Source organism: Ectothiorhodosinus mongolicus, from assembly GCF_022406875.1.
In the GTDB taxonomy this organism is placed as follows: domain Bacteria; phylum Pseudomonadota; class Gammaproteobacteria; order Ectothiorhodospirales; family Ectothiorhodospiraceae; genus Ectothiorhodospira; species Ectothiorhodospira mongolica.
This window is the reverse complement of sequence record NZ_CP023018.1, coordinates 173,651-199,447: the sequence shown is the minus strand read 5'-3', so window position 1 is coordinate 199,447 and position 25,797 is coordinate 173,651. Positions and strand designations below refer to the sequence as shown.

Below are 25,797 nucleotides of genomic sequence, written 5' to 3'. Positions count from 1 at the left end.
GCACGATGTTGGATGCAATCAAGAAAGATACAGCAACGCGGATGGGCAAGAGCGTTGATTCGTTGGAACTGGAGTTGGCGAAAATCCGCACTGGGCGCGCTCACCCCAGTTTGTTGGACCACGTCATGGTCGAATACTACGGCAGTGATGTGCCGATTAATCAGGTCGCCAACGTCAACACCGAAGATGCGCGCACGCTAACCGTGACCCCATGGGAGCGGGACATGGTCGGCAAGGTTGAGAAGGCCATTATGAACTCAGATCTGGGTTTGAATCCGGCAACCGTTGGCACGGTGATTCGTGTGCCCTTGCCGGCTTTAACCGAGGAACGCCGTAAAGATTTGGTTAAGGTGGTGCGTCATGAGGCGGAGAATGCGCGGGTGGCGATTCGCAATATCCGCCGGGATGCCAATAACGAGATGAAAAAGCTGGTCAAAGATAAAGCAATCTCCGAAGATGATGAGCGTCGCGGTGAGGATGAAGTGCAAAAGCTCACCGATGAGTACGTGGCGCGTGTCGAACAGGTGCTAGAACAAAAAGAAAAAGAACTCATGGCCATCTAGGTCTTTGTAGGCGGGTATTGTGACTCATATTCCTTCCACAACCCGGGGTGCCCCAGAACATGTTGCCATTATTATGGATGGCAATGGTCGTTGGGCCGGGCGCCGCGGCTTACCTCGCACCGAGGGGCATAGGAGGGGCATCGAGCCGGCGCGTATGGTTGTGCGCTATTGTGCCGAGCATGGCGTCAAGGTGCTGACTCTGTTTGCGTTTAGCAGTGAGAACTGGAAGCGGCCGCAGGCTGAAGTCGGTACGCTGATGGATTTATTCATTCGCTCGATGAGCAAGGAAGTGCCAGATTTGATCGAAAAAGGCATCCGCCTGAACTTCATTGGCGAGCGCCAAGCCTTTTCTCAAAAGCTGCAAAAAGCCATGGCCAAGGCTGAGGCCGATACCGCTGACAATCAGCGCATGGACCTCTTTGTGGCTGTAGGCTATGGCGGGCGTTGGGACATCACCCAGGCCGCCTTGAGCCTGGCTGAGGACATCGCCGCTGGGCGCGTGGAGGCTGCCAATGTGACGCCTGAGCACCTTCGCAAGCACATATCGACAGCGGCCATGCCAGATCCCGACCTGCTGATTCGCACTGGGGGCGAGCAGCGCATCAGTAATTTCCTGTTGTGGCAAATGGCTTATACCGAACTCTATTTCACGCCGATTTTGTGGCCGGATATGCAATCGGCGGATATGGATCAAGCCTTCGAGTTTTTCGCCTCGCGCTCTCGGCGTTTTGGTCACATTGATGAGCAGCTCAATAGGCAGGAGCGTGCTTAAGCAGCGTTTGATCACGGCCTTGGTGTTGGGTCTGAGCGTATTGGCGGCGATTTTTTTATTGCCACCCTTGGGATTTGCTCTAGGCGTTATGATGGTGGTGGCCTTAGGCGCTTGGGAATGGGCGGGTCTAGCGGCGATTACCCATCCACTGTTAAAAACGGGCTACGCGGCACTCAGTGTCATGGCTTTGGCTGGGTTTTATTTCTGGGTCGACGCTTCTATGCTCGGGACGCTATTGCTTCTGACCGCGCTGGCTTGGGCTGTGGTGGTGGTGATTATCGCTGTGGGCCAGCCGCCGCAAGAAAAACAGCTTTTGATTCGGCGTTGGGGGCTCGGCGCGGCCGGTTTGGTCGCCTTGGTACCCTCGGGTTTGGCTTTGATTATTTTGCAAGCTATCCACCCAAGTTGGCTGCTATTTCTTTTGTTGTTAACTGCGACGGCAGATACCGCCGCCTATTTCACTGGCAAGCGCTTTGGGCGCCAGCCACTGGCACCTCACATCAGTCCAGGCAAAACCCGTGAGGGTCTTTTGGGCGGCTTGGTGGGTGTGGCTGTGCTGTCATTGCTGGGTGCCAGCTGGTTTGGCTTGGAGCTGAGTATTTGGTTTATTTTTGTGTGCTTGTGCCTGATCACTGCGCTGATTTCGGTCGTCGGAGATTTATTTGAAAGCCTACTAAAACGCGCCGCTAATGCCAAAGACAGTGGCCGTCTGTTGCCGGGACATGGCGGTATTTTGGATCGTATTGACAGCCTTACGGCCGCCGCGCCGGTATTCTTATTGGGTCTGCTCTGGGCCGGAATTGTGGCAAGATAAGGCTTTGTGCAAACCCGTTATCCTTAGGCGAAGGTGATTCAATGAGTGTAGCCCCCCAGGGCATCACTATTCTCGGTGCGACCGGCACGATTGGCGTGAATACGCTGGACGTGATTGCTCGCCATCCCGAGCGCTATCGGGTGATCGCTTTGACGGCTAATGGCAATGTACAGCGCTTGGTGGAACAATGCCAAGTCCATCGCCCTGAGTATGCGGTGGTGGCCGATGAGGCTTTGCTGGATGTGTTGGTGCAGGGGCTTGAGCAGGCCGGTTTACAGACTCAAGCTTTGGCTGGTGTTGATGCGCTGTGTCACGTGGCCAGCTTACCGCAGACCGAGGCTGTGATGGCGGCCATTGTGGGCGGGGCGGGATTGCTGCCGACCTTGGCGGCAGCCAAGAGTGGCAAACGGGTGCTGTTGGCGAATAAAGAGGCGCTGGTGATGTCCGGTGCTTTGTTTATGGACGCAGTGCGTGAAAATGGCGCCCAACTGCTGCCCATTGATAGCGAGCACAATGCGATTTTCCAGTGTATGCCGGCTGATTTTCAGCGTGGCCTAGCCTCCGTGGGTGTCAAGCGCATTTTGTTGACCGCTTCGGGAGGGCCCTTTCGCAGTTGGCAGCACCAGGATTTGCAGGCGGTGACTCCGGATCAGGCCTGCGCCCATCCTAATTGGGTGATGGGGCGTAAGATTTCAGTGGACTCTGCCACCATGATGAATAAGGGCTTGGAACTGATCGAGGCCTGCTGGCTATTTAATACGACACCGGATCAGATCGAGGTGGTGTTGCATCCACAAAGTGTGATTCACTCCATGGTCGCTTATGCCGATGGCTCGGTGCTGGCGCAGATGGGACATCCGGATATGCGCACGCCGATTGCCCATGCGCTGGCTTGGCCGGAGCGTATTGATGCCGGTGTAGAGACCTTGGATTTGTTTGCTGTGGCGCGCCTGGATTTCGAGCAGCCGGATCTGCAGCGTTTTCCGTGCCTGCGTTTGGCTTATGAGGCATTTAAGACCGGTGGCACAGCGATGGCTGTGTTGAATGCCGCTAATGAAGTGGCGGTGGAGGCATTTTTGACTACGCAGATATTGTTTACGGATATTCCCCATTTGATTGAGTCGGTGTTATCCAGTGAGGCGATTCACGCTGCCGATTCAATTGATGCGGTGTTGGCCGCCGATGCCAATGCGCGGTGCGCGGCACAGGACGCCATTCAACAAAAACCCTGGGTGAAACATTTATGATGTTTTTGTTGAGCATTGCGGCATTTTTACTGGCCATTGGCATTCTCATCACCGTGCATGAGTATGGGCATTATTGGATGGCGCGCCGCTGCAACGTTAAGGTCTTGCGCTTCTCCGTGGGTTTCGGCCGGCCCTTATTTCAGCGCTGCTCTGGGGCTGATCAAACCGAATATGCGCTAGCCGCTATCCCCTTAGGCGGTTATGTGAAGATGGCTGATGAGCGCGATGAGAGCGTGGCGGCCGAGGATTTGCCGAGGGCCTTTAATCGACAAACGGTGGGGCGCCGCGCTGCGATTGTCGCGGCGGGTCCGGCGGCTAACTTTCTGTTTGCCATCTTCGCGTTTTCTCTGATGTTTTTGGTGGGGATGCAAGGCGTGCGGCCGGTGATTGGCGAGGTGCAGCCGGCTTCGGTGGCTGCGGAGGCGGGTTTTCAGCCACGCGATGAGATCATCGAAGTGGGCGGCCGGGCCACACCAACTTGGGAGCAGGTGGCGTTAAACCTTATTGATCAGGGCATGAATGGCGATCCCATTGAGGTGCGCGTGCGCACAGATTCCGGTCAGGAGTTTTGGCGCACTTTAAATATCCGCGATTCTCGCTTGTTGTTGGGTGATGGTCCGCTGCTGGGTAAGTTGGGTATCAGTGCGCTACAGCCTTGGTCTGAGCCGGTTTTGGGTGAATTATTGCCAGACGGCGCGGCGGCGCGAGCGGGCTTGATGCCGGGGGATCGCATCAGGGCGGTGGATGGACAGGCAATTGGCACTTGGACCGCGTGGGTGAATAGCGTGCGCGAGCGTCCCAATGCAGAGATACAACTCGAGATTGAACGCCAAGGTCGGGTCTTTGAGACGCGCCTGCGCACCGACGAGCGGTTCGATAATGGACAGCGCATTGGCATGATTGGGGCTTTTCCTTATGTTGATGAAGCGGCTGTGGTTGCGCTGCAGACCACGGTTCGTTACGGCATATTTGAGTCTGTCTCACGAGGCATGCAACGCACTTGGGACATGAGTGTGCTGACCTTGCGGGTGATGTGGCGCTTACTGACCGGTGAGGCGGCCCTGAGTAATTTGGCCGGACCCGTGGGCATCGCTGAATATGCTGGGGTGAGCGCGTCGGTGGGCCTGGCAGCTTTTCTGGGCTTTCTCGGATTGGTGAGTATCAGTCTGGGAATCATTAATTTATTGCCCATACCGATGCTTGATGGGGGGCATTTGCTTTATTATCTGGTCGAGGTCATTAAGGGTAGTCCGGTATCTGAGGCGCTTGAAGCCATCGGCCAGCGGATCGGGATTGTCATGATTGGCCTGTTGATGACTCTGGCACTCTATAATGATTTCACACGGATTTTTGGTTGAACTTCATGCGCTCAAAGATGCAACGACTGATGGGTGCTTCGGCACTGGCCCTGGTAATGAGCCTGGCTCCCATTCCGAGTGTGGCGGTCGATCGGGATTTTGTGGTTGCCGATATTGAGCTTGAGGGCTTGCAACGTATTGCTCCAGGTACGGTATTGACCTACTTGCCAGTGAGCGTGGGCGACAGCATTGCCGCCGGGCAAAGTGCCGATATTATCCGTGCTTTATTTGCCACTGGGTTTTTCTCTGACGTCTCGCTGCGTCGTCGCGATGATGTGCTGATCGTTGTGATGGAAGAGCGGCCCGCGATTAACGAGATTCGCATTAGCGGTAATCGTGATATCAAAACGGATCAGCTGCTCGATGCATTGCGGCAGGTGGGCATGGCACGCGGTCGTGTGTTTAACCGTACGGTCCTGGAGCGCATGGAGAATGAACTGCTGCAGCAGTATTTCGCCCGCGGCAAATACAACGTGCAAGTTGATGTTGAGGTCGAAAGCCTGGCACGCAATCGCGTCGACGTGGTGATTGATATCGCTGAGGGCCGCGTAGCGCGTATCCAACAAGTGCGTGTGGTCGGCAATGAAGTGCTCTCGGAGCGGGAACTCACGCGTCGCCTGGAATCGGGTAGCAAGCGCTGGTACAACCCGTTTTCGCGTCGCAATCAGTACTCGCGTCAGAAATTGGCTGGAGATTTGGAGACCTTGCGCTCGCGCTATCTGGATGATGGTTATGTCAATTTCAATATCGATTCCACCCAAGTCACGTTGACACCGGACCGTCGCGATATCTATGTCACGATCAACTTGGATGAGGGTGAGCAATATGTGGTCAGAGAGATCAATCTCGCTGGGAACTTAATTGTCTCGGAAGAGGAGCTGCGGTCTCTATTGGAGATTGCTCCGGGTGATGTCTTCTCACGGCGTCAGATCACCAATTCGGCCAATGCCATCAGTCGACGTTTGGGGGATGAGGGTTATGCCTTTGCGAATGTGAACCCCATCCCTGAACTCACCGAAGAGGGCAATGAGGTTGCATTGACCTTTTTTGTCGATCCCGGTCAGCGCGTCTATGTGCGACGCATCAACTTCACGGGTAATGCCCGCACGCAAGATGAAGTGTTTCGCCGGGAAATGCGGCAGATGGAGGGCGGTTGGTATTCCACCTCGAATGTCGAGCGCTCACGGGTTCGCTTGCAGCGCTTGCCCTATGTTGAGAATGTGAATTTAGAGACTCGGCGTGTGCCGGGAACCGATGATCAGGTGGACCTAGATATCAGCGTTACCGAGCGCTTGTCAGGTAGCTTCATGGTCGGTCTGGGGTATTCCCAAAGCCAAGGCCTACTGTTTAACACCAGCTTATCTCAAGATAATTTCTTTGGTAGCGGTAACCGTGTGTCAGTGGCCTTTAACAACAGCAGTGTGAACCGCATTTATAGTTTCTCGTTCTTTAATCCCTATTACACCATTGATGGGGTCAGCCGCGGCTTTGATATTTTCTATCGCGAAACCGATGCGGCCGAAGCCGATATCTCTCGTTACTCCTCAGACCGATTTGGCTTGAGTGTGACCTATGGCATCCCCCTGACCGAGTTTAATACGTTCCGCATCACCCCCGGTTTCGAGAGTGTCAGAATTAAGACCTCGGACCGTACGCCCAATGAAATCACGGATTTTCTCAGAGACAATGATGGTCCCGATTTCAATTTGTATACCCTGAATGCCAGTTTGACGCACGACACACGCGATCGCACGGTGTTTGCTGAACGGGGTAATTTGCAACGGGTTAATCTTGAAGTGGCACTGCCGGGTAGTGATCTGGAGTACTATCGGGTGGATTATCGCAATCAGTATTTCTTGCCGGTGCGCGAGAATCTGACTTTAAAATTGCATGGTGAGGCGGCATATGGCGACGCCTATGGCAATACCAGCGACTTGCCGTTTTTCGAAAAATACTTTGCCGGTGGCACGCGCTCAGTGCGCGGTTTTCGCGATTTTAGTCTGGGGCCGACAGACTCCAATAATGATGCCTTTGGCGGTAATTTTCGCGTTGCCGGTGGGGCTGAACTGATCTTCCCGCCGCCCTTTTTAGACAATATGCCGAGTGTGCGTGTCAGTCTGTTCTTGGATGCCGGCCAAGTCTATGCCAGTTATGATGATTTTGATGCGGGAGAGATCCGCTATGCGGTGGGCGCGGGTATGACTTGGTTATCGCCGGTGGGTGCGTTGACTTTCAGTTTGGCCAAGCCGTTAAATGATAAGCCTGAGGATCGCACCCAGTCCTTCCAATTCAACATCGGTGCCTCCTTCTAGCCGCTGGTTGCAAACGTCTTCATGGGGTTCTTTTCTTTGATGTTAAAGCGTTATTTATTGGCGATCGCCTTGTTATTTATGCTGGTACCTGCGGGCTTGTTGGCGCAGCAGCAAGGGGTGCGCGTTGCCTTCGTCAATATCAATCAGATTATGGAGCAATCGCCTCAGGCTGAGGCGGCGATGCAGGCTCTAGAGCGAGAGTTTGCGCCGCGCGATGCTGAGCTCGTGGCTGAACGTGATGCCTTGCAGGAACTGCAGCGACGTTTAGAACGCGATATCGATGTGATGGCTGCTGAACAACGGGCGCGGCTAGAGCGAGACTTCCGCGGTCGCTCACGAGACTTCCGGCGCTCGCAAGATATTTTTCAAGATGATCTGAATGCCCGCCGCAACGAAGAGTTGGCGACTTTGCAGCGGTTAGTGCACAACGTCATTCTCGAATTGGCACAGCAAGAAGATGTGGATTTGGTGGTGACCGAGCGTAATGTGTTATTTGCCAATGATCGCATTGATATCACGCCACGGGTTCTAGAGGCCTTGCGGGCTCAGTCGCAACAGCGCAACTGAGATTGGCGTGACGATGAGCCTTTGTCTGAGTGATATCGCCAGAGCGATTGATGCCACACTCAGCAGCGAAGTCTCGGGTGTTGAAATTGAGCGGGTTGCCCGGCTCAGTCAAGCGGGTCAGGGTGACATCAGTTTTTTGGCGAGTGCGCATTATCAGCGCGACCTTTCGCGGACGCGGGCATCAGCAGTGATACTCAATGCTGAACACGCAGCGCAATGCCCTGTGCCTAGCTTAGTGGTCACTAATCCCTATCTGGCTTATGCCAAAGTGGCTCGCCTATTACATCCTGTACCCGTGCTTGAGCCAGGTATCCATCCCAGTGCGGTGGTGGATCCCACAGCCACCATAGATCCCAATGCCTGCATTCAGGCCCAGGTAGTCATTGGGAAAAATGTCCGCGTCAGCTCGGGGGTGACGTTGGGGCCCGGTTGTAGCATCGGTGATGATTGCGAGATTGGCGCCGATTCTCGGTTGTTAGCCAAGGTTGTGCTTGGCCATGGCGTGCGATTGGGGGCTAGGAATCTGATTCAGCCCGGAGCGGTGATCGGCAGCGATGGTTTTGGCTTTGTAAACGGGGACGGGCGCTGGTTGCGCATTCCGCAGGTCGGTTCGGTGTCGATCGGTGATGATTGCGAGATTGGCGCCAATACCACCATCGATAGGGGTGCTCTCGAGGACACAGTGATCGAGGACGGGGTGATTATCGACAACCAAGTGCACATTGCCCATAACGTGCATATAGGGGCGCATACAGCGATTGCTGGGTGCGTGGGTATTGCCGGCAGTGCACACATCGGTCGACACTGCGCGATTGGCGGTGGAGCGGGTATACTGGGGCATTTGCAAATTGTCGATGGGGTGACCATCACCGCTATGACGTTGGTGACCCGTACGATTACCGAAAAAGGGGTTTATTCATCTGGGGTTCCGCACGCACCAGCGCGCTTGTGGAATAAGCAGTTGGCCTCTCTGAGACGATTGGTAAAGAGATGAGCGCAGCTTAGATCATTATAGGATAATACTTTGGAAGCTTTTGATATACATCAGATTTTGCGTTACCTGCCGCATCGTTTTCCGTTTCTCATGGTGGATCGCGTTACCGCCTGTACCCCGGGCGAGTCTTTAGAAGCGATCAAAAATGTGTCCATTAACGAACCCTATTTTCCGGGGCATTTTCCGGTAAAGCCGGTGATGCCTGGAGTGCTGATTCTTGAGGCTCTGGCGCAGGCCACTGGGCTTTTGGCGTTTAAGACGCAAGAGCATCGTGGCGAGACCAGCAAACAACAGCTTTACCTGTTTGTGGGCATTGATGAAGCGCGCTTTCGCCGCCAGGTGGAGCCAGGTGATCAACTGCATCTCAAAGTTGAGTTGCTGCGCGTGGTGCGCGGAATCTGGCGCTTTTCCGCAGTGGCCACCGTGGATGGGGAGGTCGTCACCACGGCGACTTTGATGTGTGCGGGTAAGGACATCGATGCATGATTCACCCAACGGCCATCATCGATCCCAGCGCTCAGCTGCATGCGGATGTGCAGGTGGGTGCCTATAGCATCATTGGCGCGCGCAGTGAGATTGGCAGTGGCACGCGTATTCGCCCGCATGCGGTGATTGGGTCTGATACCCGAATCGGGTCTGACTGCGAGATTTTTCAATTTGCATCGGTGGGTGAAGATCCCCAGGATCTGAGCTATCGCGGCGAGCAGACGCGCTTAGAGATGGGCGATCGCTGCGTGATTCGTGAGGGTGTCACCATGAGTCGCGGCACAGAGAAAGGCGGCGGCGTGACCCGTATCGGCTCGGATGGGCTATTTATGGCCCAGGTGCATGTGGCGCATGACTGCCAGGTGGGTAATGGGGTGATTTTTTCCAATGCGGCCTCATTAGCGGGTCATTGCGAAATTGGCGATCATGCCACTTTGGGTGGGTTTTCATTGATTCACCAGTTTTCTTTGATTGGGCGACGTGCTTTCACCAGCATGGGCGCGGCGCTGAATCGTGATTTACCACCTTTTTGTTTGGCTTCAGGGAATTACGCGCGCGCCATCGGCATCAACAAAGTAGGGTTGCGCCGCGCTGGAATCAGTGCAGAGGCGATTCAAGCCTTACAACACGCCTTTCGCGTCATGGTTAGGCAGCGTCAAGGATCGGCCGGGGCGGCGCAATTAGCCCCCTTGATGGCGCAACATCCCGAAGTGGAGGAGTTCGTGGCGTTTATTCAAGCCAGCAAGCGCGGCGTTTTGCGCAGTGGTCGACAGGTCACTGGGATAGAGTAAGCGGTTTTTCTTTGGCTTTGGTCTGCTGGGTATGCGGGTGAGGTAAGGTGGGATCGAGAATGCTGCGCAGGCGGTTGGGGTCGGCAATACCGCCGTGTTTGATGATTCTCCCACTGCTGCAGACAATGGCTAAACGGCCCATTCCCAGCATGCGGGCGAGGATATTTTGATCCAATCCGACTGCTGACACGTCATCGAGCTTGATGCGTTTGACGCGCCGCAATAATAAGCCATGAATGCTCAAAAGGTGGCGTTGGGTAATCACCAGCTCGGTGTTCATATGCATATCGATGCTGCGCACCAATAAAACCGGCAAAACCAAGAGATATAAGACGGCGGCAATCACTTGACCGCTTAATCCGACCGGCCCAAATACCAGAGCAAAGCACAATACAAGCAGCGACAGGGGTGCTAGCCAAACCCCCCAGTGCATACGCGCCTCGGCAATAATCGTTTCATCGCGGGCCAGCGATTCTTGGGCTAGCGGGGCACGCGCTGAAGCGATAGCCAACAAACAAATAAAAAGCGACGGGGGCAATAACAAAATGCCAGCCAGTAAAAACTGATTACCCAGGAGTGCGCCGAAGTAGTGGACGCCCAAAAATAAATTGCTCGCGGTGACCAGGACAATCAAGACGGCCAAGACGTACAGGAATTTTCTTGCCGATGTGCGCACAGCTGATCTCCCATTTTTGCCCAGTATAGAACAGGCAAGCGGGGAACTTGGTGGCCCGGGTCAGTTTTTGTGGTCGCGAATCTCGCGCACGCGCTCCCGGCCCTTGCGCCTTTGTACGGCAATGACCTCCAGCTGCGCTTGCAGATTTTGCCGCTCGCTTTCATCACCCGATTCGGCCATTTGTCGGGTGAGCTCTTTTTCTTTTTGTTTGAGTTTTTTCAGCACCTTACTGATGGATTCGATTTCTTTGCGCTGGGCTGAGGCATCAGCGAGCAGAAAATCCGTCAGCTTAGCGAGTAGATTTTGGGTCGCCATGATCGACCGCCTCCCGGGCTGTTGATATTTGCGCCCTATCTTCTTCATCCAGCGCCAGAGTGCCTTCAGCGGCACGCTCTTGGGCGGATTCGGGCTGGAGCAGGGCAGCTGCGGCATCGAGTAGATTAACGCAAATTTCCACAGCATATTTTTCGTCATTCAGAATCGAGGTGGCCACGGCAGGGGATAGTGCGCGCATGCGCACGTTTTGATTGATCTGTGCCGTTAGGGTTTTAGCGAAATTTTCCACGCTGATTTTGAATGCATCGAGTGACAATCGTGTGACAGTCTCGCTCTCCTGCGCCCTCAGGGCCCCGATCTCACGCAAGGTTTGCGCGATCTGCAGGCGGATTCGATCATAGGCATGACGCGCTGTAGGCTGTGATGAGACGCCGTATTGGATGAGATTCTTGTGCAGATGCTTGGTGGCTTTCACCGCCTCGACAATATCCCGGCTGGCCTGCTGCAGGGCAAAGATGCGCGCGCCGTCGTTTTCCGAGAGCGCTTGACCCTGGATCTCGCTGATAAAAGCGATGATGGCATTGTGTAGGCTTTTGACCTTGTATTCATACTCATCATCGACATCGAGACTGATAATGCGGCGCGTGTTGCGCACCGCATCCTCCAGTGAATCTTTAGAGGCGATGGTGGCGCGCCGTAGGCTGACGCCATGGGTGATTAAGTCATGGGCATTGTCGTACAGATGACTCACCTCTTTGTTGAGCGCGCTGACTGCAGTAGCGGGTGTTTCCAAGGCGCCGGGGTAGAGATAGCGGGGCTTGGCGCGATTGGGTGAATCAAACTGCACGTAGCGGGTGAGCAGTCGCTCCATTAATCCCACAAACGGAGCGAGCATCAACACACCCAAAACATTAAACAGGGTGTGGAATAAGGCCAGTTGAAACAAAAGATCATCTTGAATGCCGAGAAAACCCGCCAGATAGTCCACCATCCAGACCATTTGTTGAATGAGAGCAATGGCTACTGCAGCAGTGAATACATTGAATAACACATGGGCCAGCGCCAGGCGCTTACCGGCCAAGTTGGCGGTCAAGCCACCGATGGCAGTGGTGACAGCGCTGCCGAGATTGGCACCAATGGCCATGCCCAAAGCCGCTTCATAGCTAACCTGCCCGGAGGCCAGTGCGGCAATGATTACCAATAAGGTGGCATGGCTGGACTGCATCACCACGGTCATGGCCATGCCAATACCGGTGAAAATCAGTACGCCTAATAAACCGGGGATCATGTACTGCGATAAATCCCACCCATCTTGGAAGGTGTCAAAGCCTATTTTGATGTAGGCGATACCGAAGAACAGAAAGCCTATGCCGAGGATGATGTAACCCAAACCGCGGCGCGTCAGGCTCTTTTGCAGAGCCAGCACAACGCCAAATACCAAAGCGGGTAGGGCGTAAGCCGCCATATCGACCCGTAAGCCCACAGCCGCAATCAGCCAAGCGCCGGTGGTGGTACCTAAATTCGCGCCCATGATGATGCCGATGCCGGCAGCGAGTTTGATCATCTCGGCGCTGACAAAGGAGATGGTGATTAACGATACCAGGGTGCTGGACTGAGTCAGGCTGGTAGTGGCGATGCCAAAGCCGATGCTTTTCCAAAGCCGATCGGTGCTGCGCCGCAGGCCCTGCTCAAGCAAACCGCCGGCTAGGGCTTTAAAGCCTTGCTCCAAGCAGACCATGCCAAACAAAAACAGGGCGACGCCGCCGGCAATGGTTTTTAAATCGGGGTTAATCCATAAGCCCCAAGCCAGAATCAGCAGCGCGGCCCAAATACCGTGGCGGCGGATCATGAGGGGGCCGCTTCTTCCTCCAGTAAGCGGCCGTGATCCAAGAGTTCTAGCGCCATGCATGCTACGCGCTCCGAGCCGCCCGACGCCCCCAGACGTTCGCGCACGATATCTAAGTCCTCAACCATGTGTTGATGATAGCGATCATCACTGAGTATGCGTTGTGCCCAGGCACTCAGCGCTTCAGCTGTCGCCGCGGCTTGAATGTATTCGGGCGCCACGGGTTTACCTGCGACGATATTGGCCAGGCCGATGTGGGGAATACGGATCAGGCGCTTCAAAATGGCGTAGCTCAGCGGTGAGATGCGATAAATAATGGCCATGGGGGTTTTCATCAGTGCCGCTTCTAGGGTGGCGGTTCCTGAGGCCACAATTAAGGCGCGACTGACGGCCATCAGCGCATAAGTCTGTCCGCTGCACAGCCGAATATCGGGTTGCCGCGCCAATTGCTCTTGAAGTGACGCCGACAGCTGGCGTTTTGCCGGCAAGGCCACTGCCACTTGCAGTTCGGGCAGGGCTTGTCGCAGCAGCGCCGCAGTCTCTAGCATGATGGGTAAGTGGTTTTTTTGTTCGCTGCTGCGACTCCCGGGGAGTAGCCCCAAAATCGGTCGCTCAGGGTCTAGTCCTAAGGACTGGCAGCATGACTGATGATCACCGTCAACCCGCACCACATCGACCAAGGGGTTACCCACATAACGCACGGGGATGCCGTGTTGACGGTAGATGTCGACCTCAAAGGGGAATAGCACCGCCATGGCGTCAATCACTGCGCCGATCTTGCGCGCCCGGCCCGAGCGCCAGGCCCAGATCTGTGGGCTCACATAAAACAACACGCGAATACCCAAAGCTTTGGCGGCCTTGGCCAGACGCAGATTAAATTCAACATAATCCACCAGCACTAAGAGATCGGGCGGATCACGGCGCAAGGCTTGTTTGAGGGTGTTGAGTGCTTTTTTTATCTGCCGATATTGGGCCAAGACCTCCCATAGCCCAACCACGCCCAAACGACTGGCGTCGACTTGGCGCGCCACGCCCGCCTCAGCCATGGCCTCGCAGCCCATACCGCTAAAGCGTAATCCCGGCCGCAGCGCCTTAAGCGCACGCACCATATTGGCTGCGTGCAGATCGCCTGAGGATTCGCCGGCCACCACCATGATATGGCCAGTATCCTGTGGCATTTCAGCGCAAGCTGGTGCGGATGACATCGGCAATCTGTGCAATTGCTTCTTCGGGCAACTCGGGGTACATGGGCAGGGACAAGCACTGAGCGGCGACGGCTTCTGTGTGCGGTAGCGTCACCGGCTCTGCCCAGTCGGTGAAGGCTTTTTGTTGATGTAGCGGAATGGGGTAGTAAATAGCGCAGGCGATTTGCGCCGCTTGCAAGGCTTTCATGATGTCATCGCGTCGCGGCGAGAGTAGGGTGTATTGGTGGTAGACATGCTCGCCAATGCCGTCCTCATGGGGGATGTGCAGATCAGGGACATCCTTGAGGGCTTGGCGATAGTCGCCAGCTGCGCGGCGGCGTCCCGCATTAAAGGCATCAATATGCCTTAGTTTAACCCGCAGGATGGCGGCCTGCATCTCATCAAGACGGCTGTTATAACCTATACGATCATGATGATAGCGAACATCGCTACCGTGATTTCTTAAGTTTTTCAGGAGCGCTGCTTGGGCCTCATCCCGAGCCGTCACCAGACCGCCATCACCATAACAACCAAGATTTTTGCTGGGAAAGAAACTGAAACAGCCCATGTCGCCGATACTGCCGGTTTGTTGCTCGCCAATACGCGCGCCAAAGGATTGTGCGCAATCTTCGATGAGCAGTAAATCATGAGCTTGGCACATGGCGCTAAAACGCGGCATGTCGGCGGGCTGGCCGAACAGGTGCACGGGCATGATGGCACGCGTTTTCGGGGTGATTGCCGCCTCGGTGAGGTCGGGATCCAGATTAAAGCTACGTGGGTCGATGTCGACGAAAACAGGTGTCGCGCCCACATAGGCGATGGCTTCGGCGGTAGCGATAAAGGTAAAAGCGCTGGTGATCACCTCATCGCCCGGGCCGATACCGGCGGCGCGCAAGGCTAAGTGCAAGGCGTCGGTACCTGAGGCGCAAGTCACTGCATGAGGCGCGCCTAGATAAGCTGCGACCTCGGCCTCTAAGGCTTGAACATTGGGCCCCAAGATAAATTGCGTATTCGCCAACACGTCTAAGACGCTGGCATCAATGTCTTCTTTGAGGCTTTCATACTGCGTTTTTAAGTCCACCATGGGGATCATTGGATTGTGGGCTCCCTGTTGGCCAGCTGGGTGATATTGGCTTGTAGGTGTTGGGTGATGTCATACGCAGCCTGAAGAGCGCGCAGGCCATCTTCACCGCTGACTACCACTTCGGCTTCACCCTGGATGGCAGCAATAAAGGCCTGGATTTCGGCGAGAAGGGCATCGGCGGCGGCAAACACGCGAGTTTTGGAGTCAAAATGTAGCTTATCTTGGGCGGAAGCATCACGATCGACGCTGTGCATGGCCAGCTCGCGGTTTTGAAAATCCACCGAGAAATAGGCCTGTTTTTGGAAGATGCGCATTTTGCGTTCGGTTTTCTGGCTGACGCGACTGGCGGTGACATTGGCGACGCAGCCATTGGCGAAGGCCAGGCGGGCGTTGACGATGTCCAAAGCCTCGGAGAGCACACAGGCACCACTGACAGCCATGTCGGTGATAGGCGAGCGCAACATGTTTAAGATGATGTCGATGTCATGAATCATCAGATCCAAGACGACATTCACATCGGTGGCCCGAGGTTTAAACGGTGCTAAGCGATGCGATTCGATAAACAGGGGCTCTAGGGGCTCTTCGGTGAGCGCCATTAACGCCGGATTAAACCGCTCGAGATGGCCGACCTGCAATATCCGATTTCGCGTTTTGGCCAAATCAATGAGTTGTTTGGCTTCTTCGGTGGTGGTGGTGATAGGTTTTTCCACCAATACATGCGCGCCGCTGTCTAAAAAGTCCCGCGCGACTTCAAAGTGCAGGGTGGTGGGCACAACGATGCTGACGGCTTCGACTTTGCCGAGCAGTTCTCGATAATCTGTGAAGGCTTGCGTTTGGGTTTCCTCGGCAATCCGCTGCGCCTGTTCCGGGTCTGTATCGACCACGCCGATAAGCTCGGTTTGCGGTATCGCTGCGTATTTTTGCGCGTGAAAGCGGCCCAGATAGCCCACGCCAATGACCGCACAAGGAACTGATTTCATACACCACTCCGGCAACACTTCGGCGTCATGGAACCCAGTTTTGGGTGTGCGCCTATGCTAAGCTTTTCATTGCTTAGTTTACGGGATTGTGAAGGTCTTGTGTGGATGCAGAACTCTTAAGCCTTTTGCATTTGCCGGGCCTGGCCGGGGTCGATGAGGCGGGACGCGGTCCTTTGGCGGGGCCGGTGGTGGCCGCGGCCGTGATACTCGACCCCAAACGACCCATTGCCGGCCTGAACGACTCCAAAAAACTCAGCGCCAGGCGCCGCGAACAGCTTTTTGATGCCGTGTCTAATGAGGCTCTCGATCTGGCGGTGGGTATGTGCACACCGGCTGAGATCGATGCGGTGAATATTCTTCAGGCCAGTCTGCTGGCCATGCAGCGGGCAGTCGAAGCGCTGAGTGACGTTCCCAGTCTAGCGGTGGTGGATGGACATAGGACACCTAAGTTGGCCTGTCCAGTGCAGGCTTTGGTGCGTGGCGATGCTTTGTTGCCGGCCATCAGCGCCGCCTCCATTATTGCCAAGGTGACTCGCGATCGCTTGATGTTGGCGTTGGATCAGCAATTTCCGGGATATGGATTTGCGGTCCATAAGGGGTATCCTACCGCCAGGCATTTGGCAGCTTTGGCAGAGCGAGGGGTAAGTCCTGTGCATCGCCGAAGTTTTGCCCCCGTACAGCGTCTTTTAGCAGCAGATTCTTGATGAGCGATCAACCAAGCTTTGTTCATTTGCGGGTGCACAGCGAATTTTCGCTGGTGGATAGCGTGGTGCGGCTGAAACCATTGGTGGAGTCGCTGCGGCAAAAAGCCATGCCGGCTTGCGCAATCACCGATCATTGCAACTTGTTTGCCATGGTGAAGTTCTACAAAACCGCCACGGCGGCGGGAATCAAGCCCATTATCGGTGCCGATATTTTGCTGGCCCACCCCACGACCTCGGAAGCGCCCACGCGTTTGGTATTGCTGTGTCAGGGCACGCAGGGGTACGCCAACCTTTGTCGGTTAATCAGCCGCGCTTATCAGGAAGGCCAGCAAAGTGGCGAGCCGATCCTAGCGCGTGAGTGGCTGACCCGCGAGGCCTGTGACGGCTTGATTGCCCTTTCGGCCGGGCGAGACGGCGAGATCGGGCGCGGCTTGCTGTCGGCTCAACCCGAGTTAGCGCAAGAATGGGCGCAGCACTGGCAAGCCATCTTCCCGCAGCGCTTTTACTTAGAACTCACACGCACCGGGCGGGATGATGAAGCGCGCTATATTGAGGCTGCAGTGGCATTGGCGTCTTCACAGGATTTGCCGGTAGTGGCGACTAATGATGTGCGTTTTTTGACCTCGGAGGATTTTGAGGCGCATGAGGCGCGGGTGTGTATCCATGACGGGCGCGTGCTGGATGATCCGCGTCGTCCCAAGCTATATAGCCCACAGCAATATCTGCGCAGCGCCCAAGAGATGGCCGAGCTGTTTGCCGATATTCCCGAAGCGATTGAGAACACCGTGGAGATCGCGCGGCGCTGCAGCCTGCCCATTAGCTTGGGGGAAAACTATTTGCCAGATTTCCCCGTGCCTGCTCAGCAAAGCGTTGATGAGTATCTGCGTGCTCAGTCGCAGGCGGGCCTGGATGCGCGCTTTGCGCGTGGCATCGTCGTGTCCGAGACCGAGCCCGAGCAGCAACGCCAGTTTTATCGGGAGCGCCTAAAGCGTGAGCTGGATGTGATTTGTCAGATGGGCTTTCCTGGATATTTTCTGATTGTTGCCGACTTTATTCGCTGGGCTCGGGAGAACGGCGTGCCAGTGGGTCCGGGGCGCGGTTCCGGAGCGGGATCCTTGGTGGCTTATGCCCTGGGGATCACTGATTTGGACCCCATCCGCTACGAGCTCTTATTCGAGCGTTTTTTGAACCCTGAGCGTGTGTCCATGCCCGATTTTGATATCGATTTTTGTATGGAGGGCCGTGACCGGGTGATTGATTACGTGGCCAGTCGCTATGGGCGTGAGCGCGTTTCGCAGATCATTACCTACGGTAGCATGGCGGCGCGCGCTGTGGTGCGCGATGTGACGCGGGTGCTGGGCTTAGGGTTTGGCTTTGGTGATCGCATTGCCAAGTGGATCCCCACCGAAATCGGCATCACTTTGGATAAGGCCATGGAGCAGGAGCAGCAGCTACGCGAGGCCTATGACAATGATGAAGAGGTGCGCCAGCTGATGGACTTGGCGAAAAAGCTCGAGGGCTTGGCGCGTAATGCCGGCAAACACGCCGGTGGCGTGGTGATTGCCCCCACCCAGCTGACCGACTTCTCGCCGCTGTTTTGTGAGCCCGGTGGGCAGGGTGTGGTGACCCATTTTGATAAAGACGATGTGGAAGCCATCGGCTTAGTGAAGTTTGACTTTTTGGGCTTGCGCACGCTGACCATCATTGATTGGGCGGTGCAAAGCGTCAACGCCTCGCGCCAACGCCAAGGTCAAGAGCCGATATTGATCGAAGACATCGCCTTAGATCATCCCGAGACCTATGCCTTATTAAAGCGCCATGAAACAACGGCGGTTTTCCAGCTGGAATCGCGCGGCATGAAGGATTTGATCAAACGTCTGCAGCCCGACAGCTTTGAAGAAATTATTGCCTTGGTGGCTTTGTACCGCCCCGGTCCGCTGCAGTCGGGCATGGTGGATGATTTCATCAACCGCAAACACGGCCGCGCCAAGGTGGAATATCCGCATCCTGAGCTTGAGCCGATTTTAAAGCCCACTTATGGGGTGATTTTGTATCAAGAACAGGTGATGCAGATTGCTCAGGTGCTGGCGGGTTACACCTTGGGCGGGGCGGACCTGTTGCGCCGCGCCATGGGCAAGAAAAAGCCCGAGGAGATGGCCAAGCAGCGCGAGATCTTCATTAGTGGCGCTTTGCAGCGCGGCGTCGACTCGGGCATTGCCACGCACATCTTCGATCTCATGGAGAAATTCGCTGGCTATGGATTCAACAAGTCGCACTCGGCGGCTTATGCCTTGTTGTCTTATCAAACCGCTTGGCTTAAATGCCATTATCCCGCCGAGTTCATGGCCGCTGTGCTGTCGGCAGATATGGATCAGACCGATAAGATCGTCAATTTGATTGATGAGTGCCGCTCGATGGAGCTGGAAGTGCGGCCGCCGGATATCAATGTCTCGGCTTTTCGCTTCACTGTGCGTGAGAACACCATTATCTATGGGTTAGGTGCGATTAAAGGCGTCGGGGAGTCGGTGATCCAGGCGCTGATTGATGCCCGTGAGGCAGCCGGTGCTTTTGCCAGTCTGGAGGATTTGTGTTTGCGCATGGACGGCCAAAAGCTCAATCGGCGCACTTTTGAGGCCTTGATCCGAGCGGGTGCTTTGGATTCCATCGGTCCTAATCGCGCCACGCTCATGCAGCGCCTACCACAAGCGATCTCTCGAGCTGAGCAACATGCCCGTGACCAAGCTCAGGGGCAGGAGGACTTGTTTGGCGGCGCGGCTACCCAGGAGAGCGTTATCGAGCTGCTAGCGGAAGTGCCGGAGTGGGATGAAGAGTCGCGCCTGCAGGCCGAGAAAGAGACGCTGGGTTTGTATCTGACCGGTCACCCCATTTTGCGCTATGAGGGGGAACTGATTCAGTTAACGGGTAAGCGCATCGCCGATTTATTGAGTGAGGTGGGCAGTGAGGCGGAGATGGCACGAATGGGCGCTGGCGGGGGGCGGCGCTCTAAAGAGCAGACGGTGCTGATTGCCGGCCTTGTGGCTGAGGTGCGCAGCCGCGGCACACAAAATGGCGGGCGCATGCTGTTTGTGACCTTGGATGATCGCAGTGGCCGCATTGAAGTGGCTCTATTTGGCGATGAGGCGCAGCGCTATCAGCATTTGGTGAGTAAGGATCGTTTGTTGATTGTTGAGGGGCAGGCGGGGATCGATCATTTCAGTGGCGGTCTGCGGCTGCGAGCGCGCCAAGTGCTGGATTTGGATCAAGCGCGTGAGGCGTATGCCAAGCGCCTAGAGATTCACCTCAATGGGCGCTCGGATCCCGGTTTGATGCCGGTACTGCGCGGTCAGTTGGATGCTTTTCGCCGAGGTGACTGCGCGGTCTATATTCACTATAAAAACCAGCAGGCGGCAGCGGTGCTGCGCTTGGCCCCGGATTGGCAGGTTAAGCCGCATGAAGCCTTGCTGCGTCAGCTGCAAAATCTTGAGGGGGTGACGGATGTACGCGTGCATTACCGCTAAGGGTTTTGCCCGTGTACAATGCCGCACTTGCTCGACGTAACACTAGGCGCTTGCATGAATCCAGATTTTTTAGAGTTTGAACAACCGATTGCTGAGCTGGAAGCGAAGATCGAACAACTGCGCACCGTGGGTGATGCCGGTGAGATCAGTATCGAGGACGAAATCGCTAAGCTGGAAACGAAGTGCGAGGGTTTGACCCGCTCCATATTCAGCAAGCTCACCACCTGGCAGGTCTCACAGCTATCCAGGCATCCGCAGCGTCCTTACACGCATGACTATATCGAGCGCTTGTGCAGCGGCTTTGAGGAGATGCACGGCGATCGCGCCTATGCCGATGATGCGGCGATTGTCGGCGGCCCGGCGTGGATTGATGATCAGCCGGTGATGATTATTGGCCATCAGAAAGGCCGAGATACCAAGGAAAAGATTCTGCGCAATTTCGGTATGCCGCGTCCTGAAGGCTATCGCAAGGCCTTGCGCTTGATGCGCACGGCGGAGCGTTTTGGGCTGCCGGTGGTGACGTTCATCGATACCCCGGGTGCGTATCCCGGTGTCGGTGCCGAGGAGCGCGGGCAGAGCGAGGCCATTGCTCGCAATTTATTGGAAATGTCACAGCTGCGCACACCCATTATTTGTACTGTGGTGGGTGAGGGTGGCTCTGGTGGTGCTTTGGCCATTGGCGTCGGTGATCATGTACAAATGCTGCAATACAGTACTTATTCGGTGATCTCCCCTGAGGGCTGCGCCTCCATCCTATGGAAAAGCGCCGAAAAAGCCGCCGATGCGGCTGAGGCCATGGGTATTTCCTCCAGCAAACTCAAAGAGCTCAAGTTGATTGACGAAATTGTGCCCGAGCCCCTGGGCGGTGCGCATCGTGATCCGGATATGATGGCTGAGACCTTAAAGCAAAGCCTGTTGGCGGCCTTGTCGCGCCTGCAGGAACAGGATATGGATGCATTGCTGGAACGTCGTTACCAACGCCTGATGGGTTACGGACAGTTCAAGGGCTAGGTCTGGATGTGCTGCACACAATCGCAGCAACCTTAAAACAAGGTCCGCCCGCGACCGCCTGGGTGGTCGCCTACAGTGGCGGACGGGATTCCAGTGTTTTGCTGCATGCCCTGCATCTGCTTTGCTCTGAGCACTCAGCCACGTCATCTCTTCCCCCGCTCACTGCGGTACATGTCCACCATGGCTTAAGTGCTCAAGCCGATGCTTGGGCGCAGCATTGCGCGCAGCAATGTCATGACTGGGGCGTGCCATTACGCTTGCTTCAGGTCGACGCGCGTCCGGATACGGGCGAGAGCTTAGAGGCCAAGGCGCGGGCGCTGCGTTATGCTGCCTTAGCAGAGGCCTTACCGGCGGGTGGACTGTTGCTAACAGCCCACCACGCGCGCGATCAGGCTGAAACACTATTGCTGCAATTGCTGCGCGGCGCAGGACCTGCGGGGCTGGCCTCGATGCCGCGTTTTCAACCGTTTGGCGGTGGGTGGCATGGGCGACCTTTTTTGGATTTGAGCGAGGCAGATATCGCCGCTTATGCTGCGCAGCATAAATTGCATTGGGTCGAGGATGAGAGCAACGCTGTGGCGCGGGCGGATCGCAATTTTTTGCGTCATCAGGTGATGCCAATGCTGCGCCAGCGGTGGCCGGGGGTGGATGCCACCCTATGCCGTGCTTCGGGGTTGCAGGCCGAAGCCGAAAGCCTTTTGGCCGAGCGCGCTCGTGAGGATGTGGAAGACTTGAGTACCGAGGTGGATGGGACCCTGGATGCAGCGGCCTTGCTGCGCTTGCCTTCTGAGCGCCAGCGTAATGCCGTGCGCGGCTGGCTGCGCGAGCGCGGTCTGCCTTTGCCCAATCAGGCCCGCCTGCGAGAGTTCTTGTCGCAATTGCGCAGCGCCGCCGCCGATGCGCAAATCCTCTGCGCTTGGCCCAGCGCCGAACTGCGCGTCTACCGCCAGCGCATCCACGCCTTAAAACCCTTGGGTCCGCTAGATCCCACCAGCCAATGGCAATGGATGGGGTACGACCCCATTTGGATTGAGCCCTTGGCGGTGAGATTGGAGCCTGAGGTGCTGCGTCAGCGCTATGGGGTCGCGCCTGAGGCGCTACAGCAGCCTTTTACGGTGCGCCTGCGACAGGGCGGTGAGCGCTGCCGGCTGCGGGGTCAGACCCACAGTTTGAAAAAATTGCTGCAAGAGGCCGGTGTGCCGCCGTGGGAGCGGGATCGTATCCCGCTTTTATATCAAGGTGATGAGTTGGTGATTGTGTGGGGATTTTGGCGCTGCGAGTCAGCGGCCGGGTAGCGCCTCTATCGCGCATGTCTGAGGGCGCCCGCTGGCACTGGCAAAGCTCAGGGCAGATGGGGCTCGGCCAGATAGCTCTGCGAGCGCATCTCCAACAAGCGACTGATGCAGCGTTCAAACTCGAACTTAAGTTTATGCCCTTGATAAAGCTGCTCAGCGGGCGCGGCAGCAGAGATCATCAGCTTCACGCGCCGATCATAAAACTCATCCACTAGGGTGATTAGCCGCCGGGCAGCGCTGTCCTGCTCTAACGGCAACAGGGGAATATCCGAGAGCAACACGGTATGAAACTCGCGGGCGATTTCCACATAATCAGCGGCGCTGCGCGCACTTTGGCATAACACCGCAAAATCAAACCAAACCACGCCATCACTGAGGCGTTTGACCGGCAGCTCACGCTCGTTGATGTTTATCAAGACGTCTTCGCGACCGGTGCAGGGCGCTAATGCCTCAAAAGAAGCCAGCAAGGCCGCATGGGCCGATGCATCGGCGGGTACTTGATAAACCGGCGCATGATCCAAATGGCGCAGGCGATAATCCGTGCCGCCATCGATTTCAACGACTTCTAAGTGCTGTTTTAACAGCTCAATCGCTGGCAAAAATCTGGCCCGCTGCAGCCCATCGCGGTAGAGCTCATCCGGCGGTACGTTGGAAGTGGTGACTAAAGTCACGCCCGCCTCAGTGAGCGCCTCCAAAAGGCGATAAAGCAGCATGGCATCGGTGATGTCGGCGACGAAAAATTCATCCAAGCACAGCAGGCGCACTTCATCGGCCCATTGCTGGGCGATATCCGCTAAGGGGTCTTGCATGGCTTTGCGCTTTGCGAGATCGGCATGCACTTGCTGCATAAAGCGATGAAAATGCAGGCGGCGCTTTGGAATGTCCGCTAGGTCCTCATAGAAGCGGTCCATCAGCAGGGTCTTGCCACGGCCTACTGGCCCCCAGAGATACAAACCCCGCACGTTGGGTTTTTGTGCTGCCCGTCCGCGAAGTCGCGCTAACAAGCCGTTGTTGGCAGGCTCGGCCGGTTGTTGCAGGCGCTGGGCCAAACTGCTCAAGCTCGTCAAGGCGCGCTCTTGGGCTGGGTCAAATTGGATTTCGCTGGCAACCATAAACACAAACGCAGGATTTAGGTGCAGCGCAGCATAGCACAGCTTATCGAGCTAAGGCTGGTCACTGCGAGCGTGGCTGGTTAAATTAGGGTGATGCATAACAACGCTTTACAACACCTATGAGCTTTCTGCCGCTGTGAAGCCGCTTACCCACCATGAAATGCTGACTTTGGTTGCGGTTTTTGCCCGCGATGGTCAGCGGGTGGATTTGGCGGCATCGGATCGGGCCAAGCGCATTATTCGCTTTGAAAGCTTGGAGGTCCCAGCAGTGCCCGGGCTTCCTGCGCATATCCAAAAACTCAGTTTGCACAACCCCGCGCCTAAGGAATTCATACTCTGGCGTCACTTATGTTTCGCCGATGGCCATGAGGCAACGCTTGAGGTGCGGGGTCGGGAAGCGGCGCAGGTGTATGAGGGGCTGGAGCAATGCGACCCGAGTATGCATTATCATCATCAGTCTGGCGCCGATGTGCGGTTTTCCTATCGTCTGCAAAACCGCGCCCGCCCTGGTGCCGAAGTGGCTTGGCAGCGGATTTTGGTGTTGGCGCAAACCACCATTGCCGGGCGCGAGTTTACTTTGGAGGCGGGTAGTAGTTTGGGCGCTTCCTCGCCGGTGCTAATTAGCCATCATGCCGAGGGCGATGTGGACTTGCCGGATGATTTGCTGAGTGTTTTGGGGCATGCCTGGCGGCCCTTGCAGCGCTTTAGCACGGCTTGGAAAGGCAGTCTGAAGCTGCCACAACGCCAGCCCTTGCGATCCGAACGGGCTGAGGCGCTGTTTCTGGAAGGGGTGGCGCACTTGCAGGCGGTCTTGGAGGGGATGCATCCCGAGGGGTTTCATCGCCAGTTTTTCTGGCAACGCTGGCGGGTATTTTGGTGGCGCAGTCTGTGGTTGCAGCTCGGTTTATTGATTTTGCTGGGCATGGCACTGATGCTGTGGGCTTTTGATGTCGGTGAGCCCGATCAAGTGCCGATGTGGGTGAACAATATCCCACCGGTTTTGTTGGTGCTGACGTTTTTGGTTTGGTCGTGGGAAGTGCCGCGCTTTGAGATACCGCCTAGGCCTAAACCGTTGACGGCGGCGCATTGGCAGGGCGCCATGGAGAAGACGCATGCAGGCTGATCCGATGAATATCCCAGCAGTGTCGATTGCCTCGGTAAAAGAGGCGTTGATTGCGCAATATGCCGATCCAGCACTGCGCCATAGAGCCACCATGCTGTGGGGTACGCGCGGCGTGGGTAAGTCCTCAGTGGTGGCGCAGGTAGCCGAACATTATGGGGCGCCGGTGATTGATCTGCGCCTAACCACGATTGAGCCGGTGGATATTCGCGGTGCGATATATGCCGATGAGCAGCAAGAGCGCACCGTCTGGTTCCCGCCGGAGTTCTTGCCGGAGGCGGACCAGCCTGAAGGGATCTTATTCTTGGACGAGTTGACGGCGGCGGATCAGCGGCTGCAGATTTCGGCGTATTCGTTGATTCTCGATCGTCGTGTGGGGCATTACCGCCTGCCCGATGGCTGGATGGTGGTGGCGGCGGGTAATGCACGGTTTCATGGCGCCGTCAGCCATGACATGGGTACGGCGCTGGCCGATCGCATGTTTCATTTCAATGTGCAGTCCGCGATTGAGGCGTTTTTGCAGTATGCGCTCGAGCATGATCTGGCGCCCGAGGTAATGGCTTATCTGCGGGTGCGCGCTGATCGCTTGGATGACACGCAGACGCAGCTGGCGCGAGACCATTTGGTGGGCGCCAGTCCGCGGGGCTGGGAAGATGTCTCTAAGGTACTGAAAAGCCCGCTGGAAGATCGCGTCAAACGCCTGTTTGTTCAGGGGCGTATTGGGGCGGCCAATGCCGCTGAATTGTTTGGTGTCTTAGCCGAAATTCAGGCGGGGGTGGATGTGACGCAGCTATTGGCGGCGCAGCCTGGCGATGAGACCCGTGCTCTGCTGCCACGCAGCTTAGATGCGCTCTATGGCATGATTTATGGTTTGGTAGCGGCAGTGACCGATGAGTCGCGGATGCAGCGCGCTTTGGCGATTGTCGAGCAATTCCCGGAGATGCAGGGTGAGGCGGCGTTGCCTGTGCGAGAAGCTCAGACCTTGACCATGGAACTATTGTTGCAGCGCGGTCTGGCTCAGGGCCTGGAAAACAGTATTTTGGGCAGCGCTGCCTATCAAAACTATATGGCGGCACGCGAGGCCTAA

23 protein-coding genes are annotated in these 25,797 nt (G+C 56.1%); 16 read left to right on the top strand and 7 right to left on the bottom strand.

Annotation, left to right across the window (positions count from 1 at the left end; all coding sequences use genetic code 11):
- Positions 1 to 5 precede the first annotated feature (5 nt).
- From frr to lpxA, 10 genes are read left to right on the top strand one after another with little or no spacing between them, the layout of a single operon-like run.
- Positions 6 to 563 (top strand): ribosome recycling factor, encoded by a 558-nt coding sequence (gene frr, locus CKX93_RS00745; RefSeq protein WP_076754375.1) that lies wholly within the window; start codon positions 6 to 8, stop codon positions 561 to 563.
- 19 nt (positions 564 to 582) lie between these two features.
- Positions 583 to 1,335, top strand: coding sequence for a polyprenyl diphosphate synthase (gene uppS / locus CKX93_RS00740; protein WP_076754373.1), 753 nt, complete (start codon positions 583 to 585; stop codon positions 1,333 to 1,335).
- Positions 1,328 to 2,149, top strand: a complete 822-nt coding sequence (locus CKX93_RS00735) for a phosphatidate cytidylyltransferase (RefSeq protein WP_076754371.1) — start codon at positions 1,328 to 1,330, stop codon at positions 2,147 to 2,149. The genes uppS and CKX93_RS00735 overlap by 8 nt, the downstream gene beginning before the upstream one ends.
- Positions 2,150 to 2,190: 41 nt before the next feature.
- Positions 2,191 to 3,396: a 1-deoxy-D-xylulose-5-phosphate reductoisomerase gene (gene ispC, locus CKX93_RS00730; protein ID WP_076754369.1), complete on the top strand. Its 1,206-nt coding sequence runs from the start codon at positions 2,191 to 2,193 to the stop codon at positions 3,394 to 3,396.
- Entirely contained in the window at positions 3,393 to 4,754 is a 1,362-nt protein-coding gene (gene rseP / locus CKX93_RS00725) for an RIP metalloprotease RseP (RefSeq protein ID WP_076754368.1), read from the top strand. Before ispC ends, rseP begins: the two co-directional genes overlap by 4 nt.
- Positions 4,755 to 4,810: 56 nt before the next feature.
- Positions 4,811 to 7,066 carry an outer membrane protein assembly factor BamA gene (gene bamA / locus CKX93_RS00720; RefSeq protein ID WP_143339916.1) on the top strand — a complete coding sequence of 752 codons (2,256 nt, stop codon included), beginning with the start codon at positions 4,811 to 4,813 and terminating at the stop codon, positions 7,064 to 7,066.
- A 39-nt stretch (positions 7,067 to 7,105) separates the two neighbouring features.
- The gene (locus tag CKX93_RS00715; protein ID WP_143339902.1) at positions 7,106 to 7,633 is read left to right on the top strand and encodes an OmpH/Skp family outer membrane protein; all 528 of its coding nucleotides are present in this window, start codon (positions 7,106 to 7,108) and stop codon (positions 7,631 to 7,633) included.
- A gap of 13 nt (positions 7,634 to 7,646) precedes the next feature.
- On the top strand, positions 7,647 to 8,627 hold the full coding sequence (lpxD, locus tag CKX93_RS00710) for a UDP-3-O-(3-hydroxymyristoyl)glucosamine N-acyltransferase (RefSeq protein ID WP_076754363.1): 981 nt from the start codon (positions 7,647 to 7,649) through the stop codon (positions 8,625 to 8,627).
- Positions 8,628 to 8,657: 30 nt separating this feature from the next.
- Positions 8,658 to 9,113 (top strand): 3-hydroxyacyl-ACP dehydratase FabZ, encoded by a 456-nt coding sequence (gene fabZ, locus CKX93_RS00705; protein ID WP_076754361.1) that lies wholly within the window; start codon positions 8,658 to 8,660, stop codon positions 9,111 to 9,113.
- The gene (gene lpxA / locus CKX93_RS00700) at positions 9,110 to 9,904 is read left to right on the top strand and encodes an acyl-ACP--UDP-N-acetylglucosamine O-acyltransferase (protein ID WP_076754360.1); all 795 of its coding nucleotides are present in this window, start codon (positions 9,110 to 9,112) and stop codon (positions 9,902 to 9,904) included. Before fabZ ends, lpxA begins: the two co-directional genes overlap by 4 nt.
- On the opposite strand, the gene CKX93_RS00695 is transcribed toward lpxA, so the two are convergent.
- From CKX93_RS00695 to CKX93_RS00670, 6 genes are read right to left on the bottom strand one after another with little or no spacing between them, the layout of a single operon-like run.
- The gene (locus CKX93_RS00695) at positions 9,888 to 10,580 is read right to left on the bottom strand and encodes a PH domain-containing protein (RefSeq protein WP_143339901.1); all 693 of its coding nucleotides are present in this window, start codon (positions 10,578 to 10,580) and stop codon (positions 9,888 to 9,890) included. The two genes, lpxA and CKX93_RS00695, sit on opposite strands and share 17 nt — an antisense overlap.
- A 60-nt stretch (positions 10,581 to 10,640) precedes the next feature.
- Entirely contained in the window at positions 10,641 to 10,895 is a 255-nt protein-coding gene (locus CKX93_RS00690; protein WP_076754357.1) for a hypothetical protein, read from the bottom strand.
- Positions 10,870 to 12,705, bottom strand: a complete 1,836-nt coding sequence (locus tag CKX93_RS00685) for a Na/Pi cotransporter family protein (protein ID WP_076754355.1) — start codon at positions 12,703 to 12,705, stop codon at positions 10,870 to 10,872. Before CKX93_RS00685 ends, CKX93_RS00690 begins: the two co-directional genes overlap by 26 nt.
- On the bottom strand, positions 12,702 to 13,880 hold the full coding sequence (gene lpxB / locus CKX93_RS00680) for a lipid-A-disaccharide synthase (protein ID WP_076754353.1): 1,179 nt from the start codon (positions 13,878 to 13,880) through the stop codon (positions 12,702 to 12,704). The genes CKX93_RS00685 and lpxB overlap by 4 nt, the downstream gene beginning before the upstream one ends.
- Position 13,881: 1 nt before the next feature.
- Positions 13,882 to 14,979, bottom strand: a complete 1,098-nt coding sequence (locus CKX93_RS00675) for a DegT/DnrJ/EryC1/StrS family aminotransferase (protein ID WP_076754352.1) — start codon at positions 14,977 to 14,979, stop codon at positions 13,882 to 13,884.
- Positions 14,976 to 15,950, bottom strand: a complete 975-nt coding sequence (locus tag CKX93_RS00670; protein ID WP_076754350.1) for a Gfo/Idh/MocA family protein — start codon at positions 15,948 to 15,950, stop codon at positions 14,976 to 14,978. Before CKX93_RS00670 ends, CKX93_RS00675 begins: the two co-directional genes overlap by 4 nt.
- Positions 15,951 to 16,051: 101 nt before the next feature.
- On the opposite strand from CKX93_RS00670, the gene rnhB reads away from it, so the two are divergent.
- From rnhB to tilS, 4 genes are read left to right on the top strand one after another with little or no spacing between them, the layout of a single operon-like run.
- Positions 16,052 to 16,654, top strand: a complete 603-nt coding sequence (gene rnhB, locus CKX93_RS00665; protein WP_234982767.1) for a ribonuclease HII — start codon at positions 16,052 to 16,054, stop codon at positions 16,652 to 16,654.
- Positions 16,654 to 20,172, top strand: a complete 3,519-nt coding sequence (gene dnaE, locus CKX93_RS00660) for a DNA polymerase III subunit alpha (protein WP_076754349.1) — start codon at positions 16,654 to 16,656, stop codon at positions 20,170 to 20,172. Before rnhB ends, dnaE begins: the two co-directional genes overlap by 1 nt.
- A 54-nt stretch (positions 20,173 to 20,226) precedes the next feature.
- Positions 20,227 to 21,183 (top strand): acetyl-CoA carboxylase carboxyltransferase subunit alpha, encoded by a 957-nt coding sequence (locus CKX93_RS00655; protein ID WP_076754347.1) that lies wholly within the window; start codon positions 20,227 to 20,229, stop codon positions 21,181 to 21,183.
- 8 nt (positions 21,184 to 21,191) lie between these two features.
- The gene (gene tilS / locus CKX93_RS00650; RefSeq protein ID WP_076754345.1) at positions 21,192 to 22,478 is read left to right on the top strand and encodes a tRNA lysidine(34) synthetase TilS; all 1,287 of its coding nucleotides are present in this window, start codon (positions 21,192 to 21,194) and stop codon (positions 22,476 to 22,478) included.
- 47 nt (positions 22,479 to 22,525) lie between these two features.
- On the opposite strand, the gene zapE is transcribed toward tilS, so the two are convergent.
- Positions 22,526 to 23,590: a cell division protein ZapE gene (gene zapE / locus CKX93_RS00645; RefSeq protein WP_076754344.1), complete on the bottom strand. Its 1,065-nt coding sequence runs from the start codon at positions 23,588 to 23,590 to the stop codon at positions 22,526 to 22,528.
- A 136-nt stretch (positions 23,591 to 23,726) separates the two neighbouring features.
- On the opposite strand from zapE, the gene CKX93_RS00640 reads away from it, so the two are divergent.
- The gene (locus CKX93_RS00640; protein WP_076754342.1) at positions 23,727 to 24,713 is read left to right on the top strand and encodes a hypothetical protein; all 987 of its coding nucleotides are present in this window, start codon (positions 23,727 to 23,729) and stop codon (positions 24,711 to 24,713) included.
- Positions 24,703 to 25,797 carry an AAA family ATPase gene (locus tag CKX93_RS00635; RefSeq protein ID WP_076754340.1) on the top strand — a complete coding sequence of 365 codons (1,095 nt, stop codon included), beginning with the start codon at positions 24,703 to 24,705 and terminating at the stop codon, positions 25,795 to 25,797. The genes CKX93_RS00640 and CKX93_RS00635 overlap by 11 nt, the downstream gene beginning before the upstream one ends.